The 19,392-nt window shown below is 62.2% G+C and carries 2 protein-coding genes; both read left to right on the plus strand.

Annotated features, from left to right (window positions below):
* Window positions 1-392 precede the first annotated feature (392 nt).
* Window positions 393-13,046, plus strand: a complete 12,654-nt coding sequence (locus H1B37_RS30595; RefSeq protein WP_182871092.1) for an S-layer family protein — start codon at window positions 393-395, stop codon at window positions 13,044-13,046.
* A complete protein-coding gene (locus H1B37_RS30600) occupies window positions 13,037-19,129 on the plus strand; it encodes a protein kinase domain-containing protein (protein ID WP_182871093.1) in 6,093 nt (2,030 codons plus the stop codon). The genes H1B37_RS30595 and H1B37_RS30600 overlap by 10 nt, the downstream gene beginning before the upstream one ends.
* Window positions 19,130-19,392 lie beyond the last annotated feature (263 nt).

Here is a 19,392-nt window from a genome sequence, read left to right on the forward strand (position 1 = left end):
GTTCCCAAGGGTTGTTGCACGGAGCAATAAGTCAGCCGCTCCGATCTGCGGGCTGCTGCTGGCGGTCGTTGTGCATGCAGGCCAGAGTTTTTCGAGCTTGATATCGATTCGTCGCCGGTTGTCCTTGCTCTGCAGTTTGTGACGGCGGTCGATCAATCAGGCAGGACCGCTACATCCCGATCAAATCCATTAGATGACCAGAATCGCCACGCAAGCAGATTGAGATCCGGCAATCCTTGAGAATCTGATCCGTTTGTTCCGAAATTACACGGGGACGGTTGCGCAAGCGTCGGTGTTTTTGACGGTGATTCAAAGGCGATGTGTTAAGATTTGAAGGTTGCGTCAATCGTCGCTGTGTCAACGCTTTTTTCGGCTTTTCGTGTCGCGCCATCATGACTCTCAGCAATTGGATCCAAAAACTTGCCGGCGCTCGCCTGCCGGTGCGTCGCAGACGCAAGGAGCGACGGAGAAAAGATCTGGTTGCCGAATTGAATGTCACGCGGCTGGAGACACGGCGCGTGCTCAACGGCGATGCTCTGGCCGGCGAATTGGTGATCGATGCCGGCGTCGATGCCAATGACGGACACGCCGATGCATTTCATCTGACGTTCGACCAGGACCAGCTGCACGTCCGCGTCAATGGGGAACACGTCAACAGCGTGTCGATCGACCACGCCGACGCGATCACGATCCAAGGTTCGGCCGACGACGATTCGCTGGTCGTGGATCTCGGTGACGGTTCGTTGGCGGAGCAGCAAATTCGATTTGACGGCGGCGAAGGTCGCGATCACGTTCGCCTGGTCACCGCCGAACACATCCAGTCCCTGATTCATGCGATCAATGCCCCGGGAATGATCCAGTCGGAACTGCGGTCGGATTCCGGCACGGCGAACCTGCAATGGGTCGGCATCGAGACCTTGAGCCAGGATGTGACGTCGGACGGTCTGACCGTCCAACTGGGAAATGGTGTCGACCGTGTCGCAATCGATCGTTCCGATAGCCCGGGCGTCAGTCAGATTCAGGTTTGGCACGCGTCCGAATCGATGCTCGAGACGCAACCGCCGCTGACACTGTCGCTGGACACGCCCGACGAAGAGTTGCGATTCGTTTCGGATGTCGACGATGAATCCGAAGGGCAACAGATTGAAGTCCGCGGGCTGGCGGATTCGTTCGCCGCGAGTCTTGTCTTTCAAGGTGACGCGCACGATTCGATCGTCTTTGCGGGCGAAACTGTTCTCGGCGGCGGTGACTTGACCGTGACGGCGGGCCATGTGCAATTCGAATCTGCCGTCCATACCGATCACGCCGCGATTGAAATCACCGCGACCGAAGAGTTGTCGCTGGCTGAATCGGGCAGTATCACGAACCACGGCGGAACGGTTCGCTTGACGGGGGCGGCGATTGACGTATCGGGATCGATCGAAGCTTCCGCGGGGTTGGTTTCACTCGACAGCGGCGATCAAGGCGTCACGATCGTTCGCGGTCTGATCGACGTTTCCTCGACCGGCGCAAACGGACAAGGCGGGGTCGTCCATGTTCTGGGAACAAACGTCGGCTTGCTCGACTCGGCACGCATCAACGCCTCGGGGGCCGCCGGCGGAGGGACGGTTTTGATCGGCGGAGATTATCTGGGCAAAGGAATGCCCCGCAATGCCTTCGTCACGTACGTTTCTCAGCAGTCGATCCTCCGCGCCGACGCAACTCACTACGGGCATGGCGGGAAAGTGATCGTCTGGGCCGACCATACGACACGTATGCATGGCACGATCACCGCGCGCGGCGGTGCTGACGATGGAGACGGCGGGCTGATTGAAACATCGGGAAAAGTGACGCTTGATGTATCCGCCAGCTCGGTGAATGCGAGCGCCGTTTCCGGCGTCGCGGGCACGTGGTTGCTGGACCCCTTGGATGTCATCATCTCAGACGGTTCAACCCAGAACAACATCCCCGACAGCGGCGGTGTGTTCACACCCATCGGAAACAACGCCAACATCGGCGACGACATCATCAACGCGGCGCTCGATGCGGGGACCAACGTCACGATCACCACCGACTCCGGTGACACCAACGATGACAGCGACGATGGCGATATCCAGCTTAATGCCAATGCGGACATTGTCCTCAGCACCGCGCAATCGGTCACCCTGACATTGGTCGCAGCCGGAAGCATTGATTTGCGTGGCACAGTGACCGCGTCGATGGGCACACTGGATATTGTCTTGACCGCCAATGACAACAGCGGGACGCAAACCGATCAAAATATTGCGGCGGGCAACGTGCGAATTCGCGACGTGGTGACCACCAACGGCGGTACGTTCACTTCATCCGGTGTGGATTTTGACAACTCCGGCGGGGCAATCACCAGCGGTGACGGACAAGTGACGCTCACCCATACCGGTGAGATCACCGTGGGCGCCGCGATCGACGCCGGAGTTGGCGACGCCGATCTTCAAACGACCGGAGGCGACATCGTCGGCGGTGGCACCGTGACCGCGGCAACGCTCACCTTGAATGCCAGCGGCGGAATCGGGGTCGGCACCACCTTCACTACCAATGTCGACACACTGGATTTGACCAGCGGCGGAACCGGCAACGCCGGGGATATCACGGTCATCGAAGCCGACGGTGCCAGCCTTTCGGTCGCAACCGACGCCACCGCCCAAGCCGTCCAGATCACCTCTACCGGCGGCGGCTTGACCGTCAACAGCAATTCCGGCGACGCAAACGACAACGTCACGTTGATCACGTTGGCCGGGGATGTTGACGGGGGGGCAACGGTGACGGCCAATTTGCTGACCATCAATGCCAGCGGTGGAATCGGAATCGGCACCGCGTTTTCTGCCGATGCGACAACCTACAGCCTGACGTCTGCCGGCGTAGGCGCGCTCGGAAACATCACCCTGGTGGATACCGGATCGCTCAACACCAGCCAGATCTCGACGCTCTCAAGTGTCGCGTCGGTGCAAACGGTCAGCCTGACAGCAACCACCGGTGACCTGACCATCGATGCCGCGATCGGCAACACGATTGACCACCTGAACCTGACCGCGACCGCTGGCGATCTTGTCGGCGGGATGACAGCGACCGCCGCCACGTTGACCCTGACCGCCGGCGGCGGCATCGGGATCGGAACCGCCGTCACCGCCAACGCGACGACCTATCACCTGACGACGGCCGCCACCGGCGCTGCCGGAAACATCACGTTCCACGACACCAACACGCTCAATACGAATCAATTCGCCACACTCAGCACAGCCGGCACCGCGCAAACGGTCAGCCTGACCGCCGACACGGGCGACTTGACCGTTGGCACCGCAATCGGCAACGCCACCGACGATCTGACATTGCTCGCAACGGCCGGCAACGTGATCGGAGGAGCGACCGCGACCGCCGCAACCCTAACGATCAACGCGGGACTGGGGATCGGAATCGGCACAACACTCCAAACCGACAGCACCACACTCGATCTGACCAGCGGCGGCGCCAACGCGACCGGGAATATCACCGTCATCGAAGCCGATGCGGTCAGCCTCTCGATCGCGACCGCAGCAGCGTCCGCACAGACGGTCAGTGTTACCGTCACGACCGGTGACCTGACCACGGGCGGAACCATCGGCGATGCGAACGACGACATTTCCTTGATCGCATCCTCCGGCAATCTGGTCGGCGGTGCAGCGGTGACCGCCAACAGCCTGACACTCAACGCCGGCGGCGGGATCGGCATCGGAACCGCGGTGAACGTCAATGCAACCAGCTACAACCTGACCACCGCCGGAATCGCCGCCGCCGGCAACATCGCATTGGTCGACAACGGAGACTTCAACACCAATCAAATCGCATCACTGACGACCGATGCCTCGGCCCAGGCCATCAGCCTGACCGCCTCGACCGGCAACCTGACGATCGGAAACGCGATCGGCGACACGACCGACGACTTGACCCTGGTCGCGACCGCCGGCAACATCGTCGGCGGTGCGACCGCGACCGCCGCAGCCTTGACCCTCAATGCCGGCGGCGGGATCGGCATCGGCACGGCGGTGACCGCCGATGCGAGCAGCTACAGTCTGACCACCTCGGGAACCGGCGCCGCGGGCAACATCTCGCTGATCGATTCCGGTGCACTCAACACCAACCAGATCACCACAATTGCAACCGACGCAACAACGCAAACCGTCAGCCTGACCGCATCGACCGGCGACTTGACCGCCGGTGCGGCGATCGGCGATGCCGCAGACAACGTGACGTTGATTTCCAGTGCCGGCGATGTCGTCGGCGGGGCGAGCGTGACCGCGGCGACGCTGACCATCAATGCGGCCGGTGGCATCGGCATCGGCACGGCGTTCAATGCCGACGCTGCAACTCTCGCGCTGACCAGCGGTGGACTCGCCGCGGCGGGAAACATCACTCTCATCGAAGCCGACGCGGCCAATCTGTCCATCGCCACCGATGCGTCGGCGCAAACGGTCGACGTGACGATCACCAGCGGCGACTTGACCATAAATGGTGCGATCGGTGATGCAAACGACAACATCAACCTGACCGCGTCGGGCGGAAACGTCCTCGGGGGAGCGACCGTGACGGCCGACACGTTGACGGTGGTCGCCAGCGGCGGCATCGGCATCGGAACGGCGTTTTCCACCGATGCCAACACGCTGGATCTGACAACCGCCGGGGTCGGCGCCGCGGGCGACATCACCGTCATTCAAGCTGACGCGGCCAGTTTGATGGTCAGCACCGATGCCTCGGGGCAAACCATCAGCGTCACACTCTCGACCGGCGACTTCACCGTCGGCGGCGCGCTCGGTGACGGCAACGACAGCTTGACCTTCATCGCGTCGGCCGGAGACATCATCGGCGGTGGCACCGTGACCGCCAATGCCCTGACACTTGACGCCAGCGGCGGCATCGGCATCGGGACCGCAGTGACGGCCAACGCGGCCACTTACAACCTGACCAGCGGCGGTGTCGGCGCGGCGGGCGACATCACCCTGATTGACACCGGTGCCCTCAATACCAACCAAATCACCACGCTGTCGACCGCCGGATCGACCCAAACGATCAGCCTGACCGCGACCACGGGCGACTTGACCGTCGGCGGATCGATCGGTCATTCGGCAGACGACTTGAATCTGACCGCTTTGGCCGGTGACATCGTCGGCGGTGCGGGAACGGCAATCGCGGCGACCTTGACTCTCGACGCCAGCGGCGGGATCGGGATCGGAACCGCGGTCAACGTGAATGCGACCAGCTATGACCTGACCACTGCCGCTGTCGGAAGCGCCGGCAACATCGCGTTGGTCGATACCGGAGCCTTCAACACCAATCAGCTTGCCACGCTATCAACCGACGCTTCGGCACAAACCGTCAGCCTGACCGCCTCGACCGGCAACCTGACGATCGGAACCGCGATCGGCGACACGGTCGACGACTTGACCCTGATCGCGACTGCCGGCAACATCGTCGGCGGTGCGACCGCCACCGCCGCAACCTTGACACTCAATGCTGGCGGCGGGATCGGCATCGGGACGGCGGTGACCGCCAGCGCGACCAGCTACAGTTTGACCACGGCGGGGTCCAACGCCGCAGGCAACATCACGCTGATCGACACCGGTGCGCTGAATACCAACCAGATCACGCTTGCGACCGACGGAACAACGCAAACGATCAGCCTGACCGCGACCACCGGCGACTTGACCGCCGGTGCGGCGATCGGCGACGCCGCCGACAATCTGACGCTGGTGTCCAGCGCCGGCAATGTCGTCGGCGGGTCGCTCGTGACCGCAGCGGTGTTGACGATCAACGCGGCCGGCGGCATCGGCATCGGAACCGCGTTCAACTCCGACGCTGCGACGCTGGCACTGACCAGCGGCGGACTCGCCGCGGCGGGCAACATCACCATCATCGAAGCCGATGCGACGAACCTTTCCATCGCCACGGATGCGTCGGCGCAAACGGTCGACGTGACCATCACCGCCGGCGACTTAACCGTCAATGGAGCGATCGGTGACGCGAACGACAACGTCAACCTGACCACGTCGGGCGGCAACGTCGTCGGCGGAGCGACCGTCACGGCCGATACGTTGACGGTCAATGCCAGCGGTGGCATCGGGGTCGGAACGGCGCTTTCCACCGATGCCAACACGCTGGATCTGACAACCGCCGGGTTGGGCGCTGCGGGCGACATCACCGTCATCCAAGCCGACGCGGCCAGTTTGATGGTCAGCACCGATGCGTCGGGCCAAACCATCAGCGTCACGCTCTCGACCGGCGACTTCACCGTCGGCGGCGCGCTCGGCGACGGCAACGACAGCTTGACCTTCATCGCTTCGGCCGGCGACATCGTCGGCGGCGGAACCGTGACCGCCAACGCCTTGACACTCAACGCCAGCGGAGGCATCGGCATCGGGACCGCCGTCACCGCCAACGCGAACACGTACAGCCTGACCAGCGGCGGAGTCGGCGCGGCAGGGAACATCACTCTCATTGACACCGGTGCCCTCGACACCAGCCAAATCACCACGCTGTCGACCGCCGGATCGTCCCAAACGATCAGTCTGACCGCGACCACGGGTGACTTGACCGTCGGCGGATCACTCGGTCATTCCGGCGATGACTTGAATCTGACCGCCGTGGCCGGCGACATCGTAGGCGGTGCGGGGACGGCAACCGCGGCCACGTTGACCCTGGACGCCAGCGGCGGCATCGGGATCGGTACCGCGGTCAACGCGAATGCGACCAGCTACGATCTGACCACCGCCGGGATCGGCAGCGCCGGCAACATCGCATTGGTCGATACGGGAGCCTTGAACACCAATCAAATCGCGTCGTTGACGACCGATGCTTCGGCTCAACTCGTCAGCCTGACCGCCTCGACCGGCAACCTGACGATCGGAAACGCGATCGGCGACACGGCCGACGACTTGACCCTGGTCGCGACCGTCGGCAACATCGTCGGCGGCGCGAGCGCGACCGCCGCAACCTTGACCCTCAATGCCGGCGGCGGGATCGGCATCGGCACGGCGGTGACCGCCGATGCGAGCAGCTACAGTCTGACCACCTCGGGAACCGGCGCCGCGGGCAACATCTCGCTGATCGATTCCGGTGCACTCAACACCAACCAGATCACCACAATTGCAACCGACGCAACAACGCAAACCGTCAGCCTGACCGCGTCCACGGGAAACTTGACGCTCGGGTCTGCGATCGGCAACGGCACCGACAATTTGACTCTCGTTTCCACGACCGGCGATGTCGTCGGCGGCGCAACCGCGACCGCCGAGACGTTGACGGTCACGGCTAGCGGAGCGATTGGCAACGGATCGGCGTTGATGACTGACGCCAACACGTTGAATCTGACAACCAGTGGTGTGGGGCTTGCCGGCAACATCACGGTCATTCAAGCCGACGCCGCGAATCTATCGGTCACGACGGACGCGTCAGCACAAACGATCAACGTGACCGTTTCGACCGGGGACTTCACCTTAGGCGGTGCGATCGGCGACGGCAACGACAGTCTGGCCTTGAGCGCCACGGCGGGAAACATCGTCGGCGGCGGAACGGTGACGGCCAACGATTTGACCTTGAGCGCCGGTGGCGGAATCGGAATCGGGACGGCGGTCACGGCCGACGCGACGACGTACAGTTTGACTTCTGCCGGGATCGGTGCGGCGGGCGACATCACGCTGGTGGACGCCGGAGCGCTGAACACCAATCAGATCACGACGCTGACCACCGACGCGTCGTCTCAAACGATCCGTCTGACCGCAGCCGGTGGTGACCTGACGATCGGCGGTGCGATCGGCGACGGCAATGACAATTTGACCTTCATCGCAACGGCCGGGGACATCGTCGGCGGTGGTACGGTCACGGCCAATCTGCTGACGCTCGACGCCAACGGCGGCATCGGAATCGGGACCGCGGTCACCGCCAACGCCGCCACGTACAGTCTGACCAGCAGCGGTGCGGCGGCGGCCGGGGACATCACACTCGTCGACACCGGGGCGCTGAACACCAACCAGATCACCACGCTTTCTACGGCGGGGTCATCCCAGACGATACGATTGACCGCAACCAGTGGCAACGTGACGGTCGGCGGTGCGATCGGTGATGCGACCGACAACTTGAACCTGACCGCGTTTGCCGGAAATATCGTCGGCGGGGGCGCGACGTTGACGGCATCAACCGTAACCCTCAATGCAAGCGGCGGCATCGGCATCGGAACCGCGGTCGCGGCCGATGCGTCCGGCTACAGCTTGATCTCCGCGGGCGTCGGTTCGGCGGGCAACATCCGTCTGGTCGATGTCAATGCACTCAACACCAGCCAAGTGGCGTTGACGACCGACGCGTCCTCCCAAACGGTCGAATTGACCGCGTCGACGGGAGACATGACGATCAACAACGCGATTGGCGACACGGTCGACAACTTGACGCTTCGCGCGTTGGTCGGCGATGTGGTCGGCGGGGCAACCGCGACGGCCAACCAACTTCGTTTGGAGGCCGGGGGCGGAATCGGAATCGGCACCGCCGTCACTGCCGATGCGACAACGTATCATTTGACCAGTGCTGGCAATGCGGCTGCCGGCAACATCATGTTGTTCGACACCGGCACACTGAACACCGCCCAGGTCACGCTGTCGACCGACGTTTCGGCGCAGCTCGTTCGCCTGGATGCATTGGGCGGCGATCTGATCGTCGGCGGGGCGATCGGCAACGCAACCGACAGTCTGACGCTCAGCGCAGCGGCCGGCAACGTCGTTGGCGGTGCGACGGCAACCGCGGCGACGTTGACGGTGGCGGCAAGCGGGGGAATCGGCATCGGAACCGTCTTGAGTACAACGGCCGACACGCTGGACTTGACGACAACGGGCGTCGGAGCGGCCGGGAACATCCGTGTGGTCGAATCCGATGCGAGCACCTATTCGGTGACGACCGACGCGTCGGCCCAGTTGATCCAGCTGACGCAAATCGCAGGCGACTTCACGATCGGCGGTGCGATCGGCGACGGCGGTGACAGTTTGACCTTCGTCGCGACGACCGGAGACATCGTGGGCGGCGGGACGGTGACGGCCGATGCATTGGTGTTGCAAGCCGGTGGTGGCATCGGTGTCGGCACCGCGGTCACCGCCAACGCGACAAGCTACAACCTGACGACTTCGGGAGCCGGTTCCGACGGCGACATCACCCTGATCGACACCAATTCGCTGAGCACCAGTCAGATCACGGGATTGTCAACCGCGACGACGACACAAACGGTCAGCTTGACCGCATCAACCGGCAACCTGACCGTCGACGCGGCGATCGGTGAGGCGGGCGATCATCTGGTCCTGAGTGCGACCAATGGCAACGTCGTCGGTGGTGCGACGGCGACGGCGGCGAATTTGACGGTGGTCGCCGGCGGCGGGATCGGTATCGGCACCGCACTGCAGACCGACGCCGACAACTTGGATCTGACGACCAGCGGCAGCAACGGCGCCGGCAACATCACGGTGGTCGAGGCCGATGCGGTCAATCTGTCAATCACGACTGCGGCGTCCTCCCAATCGGTCAGCGTCACGGTCAGCAACGGAAATCTGACGGTCAACAGCGCGATCGGTGACGCCAACGATGACCTGGTGTTGATCACGTCCAGTGGTGACGTGGTCGGCGGCGGACTGGTGACCGCCGACACGTTGACGGTCAACTCCAGCGGCGGCATCGGCAACGGGGTTCCGTTGCAAACCGACGCCAACACATTGGATCTGACCTCGGCCGGCGTCGGTGCGGCGGGCGACATCCGTGTGGTTCAAGCGGACGCGGCGAACCTGTTGATCGCAACCGACGCCTCGGCACAGACGATCTCGGTCACTCTGTCGACCGGCGACTTCACCGTCGGCGGCGCGATCGGCGATGGCAACGACAGCTTGATGTTTGCCGCGACCAGCGGGAACATCGTCGGCGGTGGGACCGTGACCGCCAACGACTTGACCCTCAGCGCCGGTGGCGGGATCGGCATCGGTACGGCGGTCACCGCCGACGCCGCGACGTACAACTTGACCACCGCGGGGGTTGGCGCGGCCGGCAATATCTCATTGGTCAGCGGCGGCGGTTTGAACACCGCCCAGGTCACGCTGGCAACCGACGCATCGGTGCAAACGATCGACTTGACCGCGTCGTCGGGCGATCTGGTCGTCGGCGCTGCGATCGGAAACACGACCGATCATTTGACGCTCCGCACCGGCGCCGGAAACGTCGTCGGCGGTGCGAGCGCATCGGCGGCGACATTGACGGTTGTCTCATCGGGCGGGATCGGCGTCGGCACGGCGCTGGGCACCAACGCCGACGTGTTGAACCTGACCACCGACGGATCCGGCGCGGCGGGAAACATCACCGTCGTGGAATCCGATGCGGTCGATTTGTCGATCACCACGGCGGCATCGGCCCAGACCGTAGACATCACCGTGTCGTCGGGCAACCTGGATGTGGTCGGACCGATCGGTGATGCCAACGACGACTTATCGTTGACAGCAAGCACCGGTAATGTCGGTGGTGGATCGACGGTGACGGCCAATACGTTGACCGTCAAAGCAGGCGGCGGGATCGGGATCGGAACCGCGTTTGACACCAACGCCAACACCATCAACCTGACGTCCGCGGGAATCGGATCGGCCGGTAACATCACGATCGTCGAAGCCGACTCGGCCAATTTGATGATCACCACCGACGGGTCGGCCCAAACGATCGACGTGACGATCAGCAGCGGAGATTTCAATATGGGCGGCGCGATCGGCGACGCCAACGACGATTTGCGATTCGCCACTCCCGCCGGAAACATCAATGGCGGGGCGGCGGTGACGGCCAACAGTCTGACGCTATCGGCCGGCGGCGGCATCGGGATCGCTACTGCCGTCGTCGCCGACGCGGCGAGCTACGATTTGACCTCAGCCGCCTCCGGGGCGGCCGGAAACATCAACCTGATCGACACCGGTGCGTTGAACACCAGCCAGATCACCGGTTTGTCGACCCACGGATCCACTCAATCCGTCACGTTGACAGCTTCCGCGGGTCCGTTGACGGTCGATGGTGCGATCGGAAATACGAGCGACGACTTGACGTTGATCGCGACATCGGGCGATCTGATCGGTGGATCGGTCGCGACCGCCGGCGTGCTACGCCTGTCGGCCGCCGGAGGCATTGGGATCGGCACGGCGATTTCAGCCGATGCAAACTCCTATGAGCTTTCCAGTTCGGGCACCGGCGCCGCCGGCGATATTTCCTTGATCAACCAAGGCGCATTGAACACCAGCCAGATCACTGCGCTGTCAACCGATGCATCGACGCAAACGATCAGTCTCGCCACCTCGTCGGGCGACCTGACCTTGGACACCGCAATCGCCCACGCAAATGACAATTTCGCGCTGACCGCATCCGGTGGCGCCGTGCAGCAGTCCGGCGGGGCGATCACGGCCAACGGGCTGTCGGTCGATGCGATGACGGGGATCGATCTGGGCACCACCGTCTCGGCGCTCAGCGCGATCAATCGAGGTTCCGGGGATATTCAGATCGCGGAAACCGACGCGATCACGATCATCAATGCCAACCAGCTTGGCGCCGGCGATGTCGACATCAACGCCGGGGGCACGATCGTCGTGGACAACGGCCGGTCGGCCGCTGACGCGATCACCACGGTCGGCGGAGCGATCTCGGTGCAGGCCTCCGGCGCGGCATCCGACTTGGTCGTCGTTCGATCGATCAGCTCCGGTAGCGGTCAGATCAACTTGAGTGCCGACGATGACCTCACGATCTTAGGCGCGGGCCGGGTCACCACCGGAAACAACGACGCGGTCGGGGTCAGCATCGCGGCCAACGCCGACGGCGCCGGCTCGGGATCGTTGACGCTGAACGATTCGGCCATCGTAGCAACCAACAAGGGCAGGATCAGCGGCGTGCTGGTCAATTCCGGCAATCCGATCAGCGGTGTTCAAGTCGGTGAACGGCTCGGCGGAACCCAGCGAAACGCCGAAATCGATGTAACGGTCAACGATCCGTCGGGTCTGGGGTTCGTCGCCCAGGTGGACTGGTTGGAAGGCAATCCAGGGGACAGCGACCCGGCGCGTCGCAACCCGCTGGAGCAAGACATCAGCACCGGTGGGGTCGCGGCGAACTTTCAACACTCCTATGACGTCGCCCCGAACCAGGGTGACATCATCGTCAACGTCGCACTGACGTCGATCGCGGACGGCTCGATCGTGTTGACGCAAAATGCGACCGATGTACTCGATCGACCGGAGTTTACCACAACGGTGACGCTGCAAGTGGAAGGCGCGCTGTTGCCGTTTTCGGCGCCCCTGCCCGAATCCGACAGCGTCACCTTCGTGCGCACGATCGAGCAGATTGTGATCACCACCCCGGCGACCCAACGCATCGTCGTTGTCGCCCCACCGTTGCAATTGAACAATTCGGTCGGTTCGGCCGTCGTGACCAGCCAACGTTACTACGTGCTGCGAATCGTTTCGTTTGGTGCGGAGTCGGAAGGCGAAGTCAAACTTTGGGATTCCGAACAGGGGCGAGAAGAATACAGTCTGCCGGACTTGGAAGACCCCGATTCCGGTGCGGGATTCGAACTCAGCCAACTGCCGGAACTGTTCAAGCGATTGCCGGACGATCGCTATCGAATCTACTTGATCGAAGGCCAAACCGAGCGTCTGGTGTTGGATTTCATCATTCGCGACGGCCAACCGATCGAAGCACAAACGGACGCCCCGGTCCAATCCGAGCACACCCCCGCCGAGGAAGGCGACGCGGATCGAACCGACGCCGATCAAGAAGCCCTGCCGCCAAAGCAGCTCGATGCGGGAGCGGGCGGTGGGGCGAACCTCAGCAGCGTCGAACGACTCGGTAGCGTTCCGGTCGTTTCCAGCGGCGGCATCATTTTGGCCGCCGGCATCGCCAAGCGGGATACCATGCGAGACGCCAGAGGTTCGCGTCGCTCGTCGTCGCAACCCGAATCGTTGCCGACCAGACGCTATCGAAATCAATTGTCAGCACGGAGACCAGCATCATGGCGCTAATCTGTTCTTATTGCGGTTCGCGGTGTAGCCAACGCGACCAGGCGAATGGGCGTTGCGGAAGCTGCGCGTGCTTTTTTACCGGCAACGAAGAAATCATCCCCGACGCCCCGACCTCCGAATCGGCCGCAAAAGTTGACGATGCGCCCTCGTCTCCGTTTGCCGCCCCCAAAGCGGATCGCGATGAAGCCCGGCCTGATCCGCCCGATGACCGCCCGGAGCGTGACGAGGCGCCCGTCGAAACAGCCGGCGATCAGTCCAGCGAGAAGGCGCCCGTAGCGAGCGGATTTGATCCGACGGCGGTGGAGCCGGACAGCCCGCGGGGCGAACCGAACAGCAGTGAAGGGTTGATCCAGCCGCGGCGTCTGTCGCCACAGTTTCGACGGCGTGTCGAGCGGACTTGGGAATCGACCTTCGGCGGCGGGGGATTCACCGCCGAAAGCACGCTCAGTTCGCACCAGCCCTCGACGGAAACGAAAGTCGAAAGCCCGACGCTGAGCATCGCGACGCGAAAAATCACCAAGGGAAAACCCGGCACCAAGGGGGCCAGCGAAGGCGATTACGAGCTGTCCGAAGTGATCGGCGAGGGCAGCATGGGCCGCGTCTGGTCGGCCCGCCAAACGTCGCTGGACCGAAACGTAGCGGTCAAGGTGCCGATGGCCGAATTGGCCGGCGCCGGAAGCGTGGGCGAAAGCCAGTTCATTTCCGAAGTCGTCGTCACCGGCCAACTGGAACACCCCAACATCGTTCCGATTTATGAACTGGGACGCGATGCGACCGGAATCCCGTTCTACTCGATGAAGCACGTCCAAGGGCGACCCTGGAATGAGTTCATTGGTGAGAACACGGACCAGGAGAATTTGGAAATCCTGATGAAGGTCTGTGACGCGATCGCCTTCGCCCACGACCGGAATTTTTTGCACCGCGACATCAAACCCCACAACGTCATGGTGGGAGAGTTCGGCGAAGTCTCGGTGATGGACTGGGGGATCGCCGTTTCGATCACCAAGGATCCCAGCCAACCATGGGCTTCGGTCGCAACCGGACCGGCCGGCACGCCGGCGTACATGGCGCCCGAGATGGCCGCCCACAATCCGTCCGAGCTGGGCGTGGTCAGCGACATCTACCTGCTGGGGGCGGTCTTGTACGAGATCGTCACGGGAACTCCGCCGCACCCCAAGACCGGCGACACCGGGGAAGCCTTGCTGGCGGCGGCGGCCAACGAGATCATCCCCACAACGCGGACGGGAGAACTGGTGGACATCGCGCGTCGAGCGATGGCGACCAAGTTGGAAGACCGTTACCAGAGCGTCCAAGAGCTGCAAGATGCGATTCGTGAGTACCAATCGCATCGCGAAAGCATCAAGTTGTCCGAGAGTGCCGACGAGCACTTTGCCAATGCGAAAAAGAATCAAAGCAGTGACGAGTTTGCCCGCGCCCGATTCGCCTATGAAGAAGCACTGAAACTTTGGGACGGCAACACCGCCGCGGTCAGCGGGATGCGTTTGGCAACCTTGGCACACGCAAAAAACGCGCTCGACCAAGAAAACTATGAACTGGGGATCTCCGTGCTGGATCCGGAAAATCCCGAGCACCGCGACCTGCTGTCCAAATTGGAACTCAAACGTGCCGCACGCCGCCGATTGGCTTGGTTTTCGAAGATCGCGGCGGGCACAGCGATTGCAGCCATCTTGGCGGTCGTCGCCGTGACGCTGTACTTCTACATGGAGTCGTTGGAAAACGCCAAGTCGCTGGAAACCCAACGGGATTATGCCCGCGACCAACAAGTCATTGCCACGAACCTAAAAACGAAGGCCGAAACCGAAAAAGAGAACGCCGAAAACGCACGCAATGAAGCCTTTCGGGCACAACGCCAAGCGCGGCGGTTGGAAGCCGAAGCGCGACTGGAAAAACGCCGCGCCGAAGAAGCCCCCTATGGATCGGAGATCGGATTGGCCGCCGAATCAATCCGGCGCAAGCTGCGTGACAAGGCCGAGCGGATTCTGGATAAACTGGACCCGACCAAGCCCGATGCCGATCCGGTCATGTCACAATTGCGGCACATCGAGTGGGGAATCCTGAAACACAGTTGGAGTCCCGCTTCGGTCGCGACGCTGACGGGCAAAGACCATGTCAAGGCCGTGGCCAGTTCGCGTGACGGGCTGGTGTTTGCCGCGGGGACCGACGACGGGGATGTTTTGTTGTGGCAGGGTGTTGGCGATCTGAATTCCGAAGTCGAACCGACGACGATCCGCTTCGGCGTCAAGATCAACGCGGTCGCGGTTTCAAGTGACGGCCGTTTTCTAGCTGCGGCAGGCATTCGCCATCGCGATCCGGATGCGGCGACACGACCGAGTGATTTTGACGTCTGTGTTTGGGAGGTCACGCCTGAAGGAATCGCCCAACCCCCGCGATTGCTTCACGGACACAAGGCCGAAGTGTTGAGCGTTGGTTTTTCCAGCGATGCGACGAAGGTTGTCACGAGCGCCGCCGACCGGACCGCAGTGGTCTGGGATCGCGCCGGCGGCCAGCGACGCTCCGTGATGGCAGACCACTTGGATCCCAAGGTCTGGAGCGCCCGGCTGTCGACGGAGGATCCCGATCTGGTCGTGACCGCGTGTGAAGACGGCAGGGTTCGGGTGTGGAAGACGACTTCGAATTCCGGCGGTGTCGGCGAAGCGAAGAAGTTGTACGATTTTCGTGGCCACGACGGTCCGGTTTATGCCGCCGTGTTCAGCCCCGACGGACGGTCCGTACTCTCGGGCGGGTACGATCGCAGTTTGCTACGTTGGAGTCTCGATTCGGCCCAGGCGGATGTCGTCGCGTCGGGCAGCGAATTGTTGAAACGACGGTTGCAAGGTCGGCTGGACGGCAACCAATTGGCGGCGAACAAGCGAGTAGAAATCGGCGCCCCCGGAGACCGACACACCGCCAGCATCCGCAGCATCGACGTCGGACAACTGGCGGATCAACAATGCATCGTCACCGGCGGAAACGACAACACGGTGCGTGTGTGGACGCCCAGCGGCGAAACCTGGAAGCTTGACAAAGTGCTTAGCGGTCACGGCCGCTGGGTTCAATCGTGCGTGTTTGCCAGCCAAGGACAATTCGTGTTGTCGGGAGCCGATGACGGATTGAAACTTTGGGCCTGGCAAGATTATTCCATGCCCCGCGATTTGGTGCCCGATCCCGAGGTGCGTTTGAGTCGACAACCGAGTGAACGCGGGTTGTCCAGCGCGCTCAAATCAGTTTACTCACGCGACGGGCGATGGATCGCAACGGTGTATGCCAACGGGACCGTCGAAGTGTGGGATTTGCAAAATCCGGGGCGGGCGACGGGCGAGATGCTGGTCCACGGGCACGCCATGTTGGCCGCCACCGGCGTGATGGACCGCAACGGCGAACGGTTGTTGACGTCCGCCGGCGACAACACCACACGGCTATGGGACGTCAACCGCGGCACCCACACGCTAAAACTTGACGGGACCGGATACCGCGGTGCCGCCGACGTTGCCTGGCGTCAAGATTCGCCGACCACGCTGGTGGTCACCGGCAGCGACGAACACATGACACCGGCCTGGTATTGGCGGATCGATGAAAACGGCGACGTGGTGAAAACCGCTTTGTTGGCCGATTATGCCCAAACGCAATTGACCCAGCAGGCCGCCGCGGCATCCAAGCGTCGCAGCGCGAGTGTGTCGGCGGTATCGGCCCGCTCTGGCAATGCAGGGTTCGACGAACTGGACCGCCTGCGGCGAAGAATCCCTGACGTGACCACGATTCGCTTTGCTTCCGACGGTCAGCGATTCATGGTCGGTGATTCCTCCGGTCATTGTTTCGTGTACCAGGTCGATGATGAATCGTCGGCCCCACGCCAAATGACTCGATTTCGGGCACACCGATCGGCGGTCAGTTGTGCGGCGTTTTTGCCATCGGGTCAGTCCTTGTTCACTGCCGGCGTGGACGGTGAAGTGGTCAAGTGGAATGCGAACGACGGAACACAGGAAGCAAAACTACCGTGGCAGGGACCAGTGACGGCGTTGGACATCTCGACCGGTGGCGATCGATTGCTGGTCGGTCATGCCCCGCTCGAAGGCACGGAATTCCCCATCGCCCAGCTGTATCGTCTCGAAGGTGACGCCTTTCAACCGGAAGCCAATTTCGCATTGACCGATCCAGAAGGACGGCGTGACTGGACCGATAATCGGCCGACGATTCGATCGGCGCGTTTCGTGCCGGGATCCGATCAGGCGGTGCTAAGTCTGTTCTTTCCGGCGCGGACGTCTTCCGCGGGTGAATCAACAAGGGCGTCACGTTACCGTGTGGGCTATTGGTCCTGGAACGACGCGGGATCCGATTTCGCCGAATTGAATTCTTCGAAACTCGGTGACCTCTCCAACGCGATGGTGGTCGGCGATGAAGCGCGCGAGCGTCAACTGTTGGTGGTCGGCGGCAAAGGGGCTCGATTGCTGGCCGCCGAGGACGACCGCGGCCTGAGTTTTACGACGCTGAAACGGAGTTTTCGCCCGGCGTCCAGCATCGCTGCGGTCGACTTTTCCTATGATAACGCCAGCGGTCAAAGTGATCGTCTGGTCGTCGGCGACGGCGAAGGAAACGTCCGTGTTTGGGAATTCGATGGCATGGATTGGAGCGAGACCAGTCGCGCGTCGGTGCACTTGGCCGGCCGACACGACGGACCGATCGTGTCCACGGTCTTCGACCCGACCGATCCGAATCGCATGATCACCGCGGATCGCAATGGCACCTGGAAATTATGGCAATTCAACGCGACGACGTGGGAGACGGTTCCGTTGGCGATTCCCAACCAAGAACATCGTGAGTTGAATTTTGCGATGTTCTCTCCCGATGGAAACCTGGTGCTGATCGGCACCGACACCGGTGCGAGCGTGTGGCGATTCGGTGATGACGGCACACTTGAACGCATCATGGAAACCTGGCAACCGGGCAAGGTGTCGACGGCCGTCTTTGCCGACGACGGCAGCTGGATCGTGACCTGTGACGGCGACCGCGCGGTCGCGTTCTGGGACTTGCAAGGCAAGCTGCTTGCGCGAATGGATGAAGAAGACGCCAGCGGAACGACGGCATTGGCATTGTCGTATGATCGTCGACGTTTGGTGACCGGCCAGGGCAAAGGGATCGGCATCTGGGACACCAGTCGGATCTTGGACGCGATCGCCGCCAAGGATCCGGCGCAAGACGAAGCGGTGGGCACCCCTGAAACGACATCGGATGGCTTGATCAAAGAATTGTTTACGCTGAATAAAAAACTGTTCCGATTGGACGCTGAAAGCGAAGTCAACGCGGAAAGCGATGTGACGTCCATTTCAATCTCGCCCGACGGCCAAAACCTGTTGTCCTCAGGCATGAACGGACAAACGACGATTTGGGAAGGCACCCCGCTGTCTCCGATCACCTTTGCGTTTTCCAACGACCAATTCTCCGTGCAACGCAATGTGCCCTTCAAAAACATCGGGGCGTCGGCGCTGCTGAGCGATCCCAGCCGCCTGGCCCGATTCGACGGTGCGGAGTTGACCGTCAGCATCGAAGGCGAACCGATCGAGGGAGAGGAACTGGCAATTCGACCGCGACGAGACTTGCTGGGCGCGACGATCGTCACCCGAAACCAGTTGGGCCGGACGATGATCTATCACCGCGCCCATCACCACGCGGAGCTGATAGAGGTTGGAGAATTGAGCCAGGGTGATCGCGCGTCGGATCGATTGCGGGTTCGATTCAGCCAAGGGGTCGATGTACGAGCGGTGCAAGCGTTGATCGCGACGTTGGCCTATCGCGTCGAAACCTCGACGACAGAGAACGCAGCGAAAATCGCCGAAGGGAATCAGTCGGCGGAGGAGGCGGAGGAGCTGGCGGAGATGTCGGTGATTTCCAGAACGATCCGAGTCGGCGTTTCAGGATTCCGGTACCGGTGGAAGGGGGCCGCGGACGCATCGCAGGAAAGTGAATCCGTCAGCGGGACGATCACGATCGAAGTGGAACCGGACCACCGTGAAGAGGCGGGGCGGCAGGGGGCGATGGTGGATCGAGTGGCGGCGGTCGGTGGATGAGGGGAAGGTTGGCAGAATGATACGGGGCAGAATGATGAAGACAGTTGGGGAAGGTGGGAGAGGATGAGAGAGGATGGGGCAAAACGATGGGGGGCAAAACAATTTTGATCCAGGCGAGCGATGTGTGGATTGCTACCAACCGACCCTCCCCTCGCTGCGCTCGACCCTCCCTGCCAGGGCATTGGTATCTACACAAGTTCTTGCTTTTCGTAGACTGCCCTGGATGGGATTAATCTTCCGCGGATGGAGCCGCGGCTGCAACG

Source organism: Stieleria mannarensis, from assembly GCF_014154935.1.
Classification (GTDB): Bacteria; Planctomycetota; Planctomycetia; order Pirellulales; family Pirellulaceae; genus Stieleria; species Stieleria mannarensis.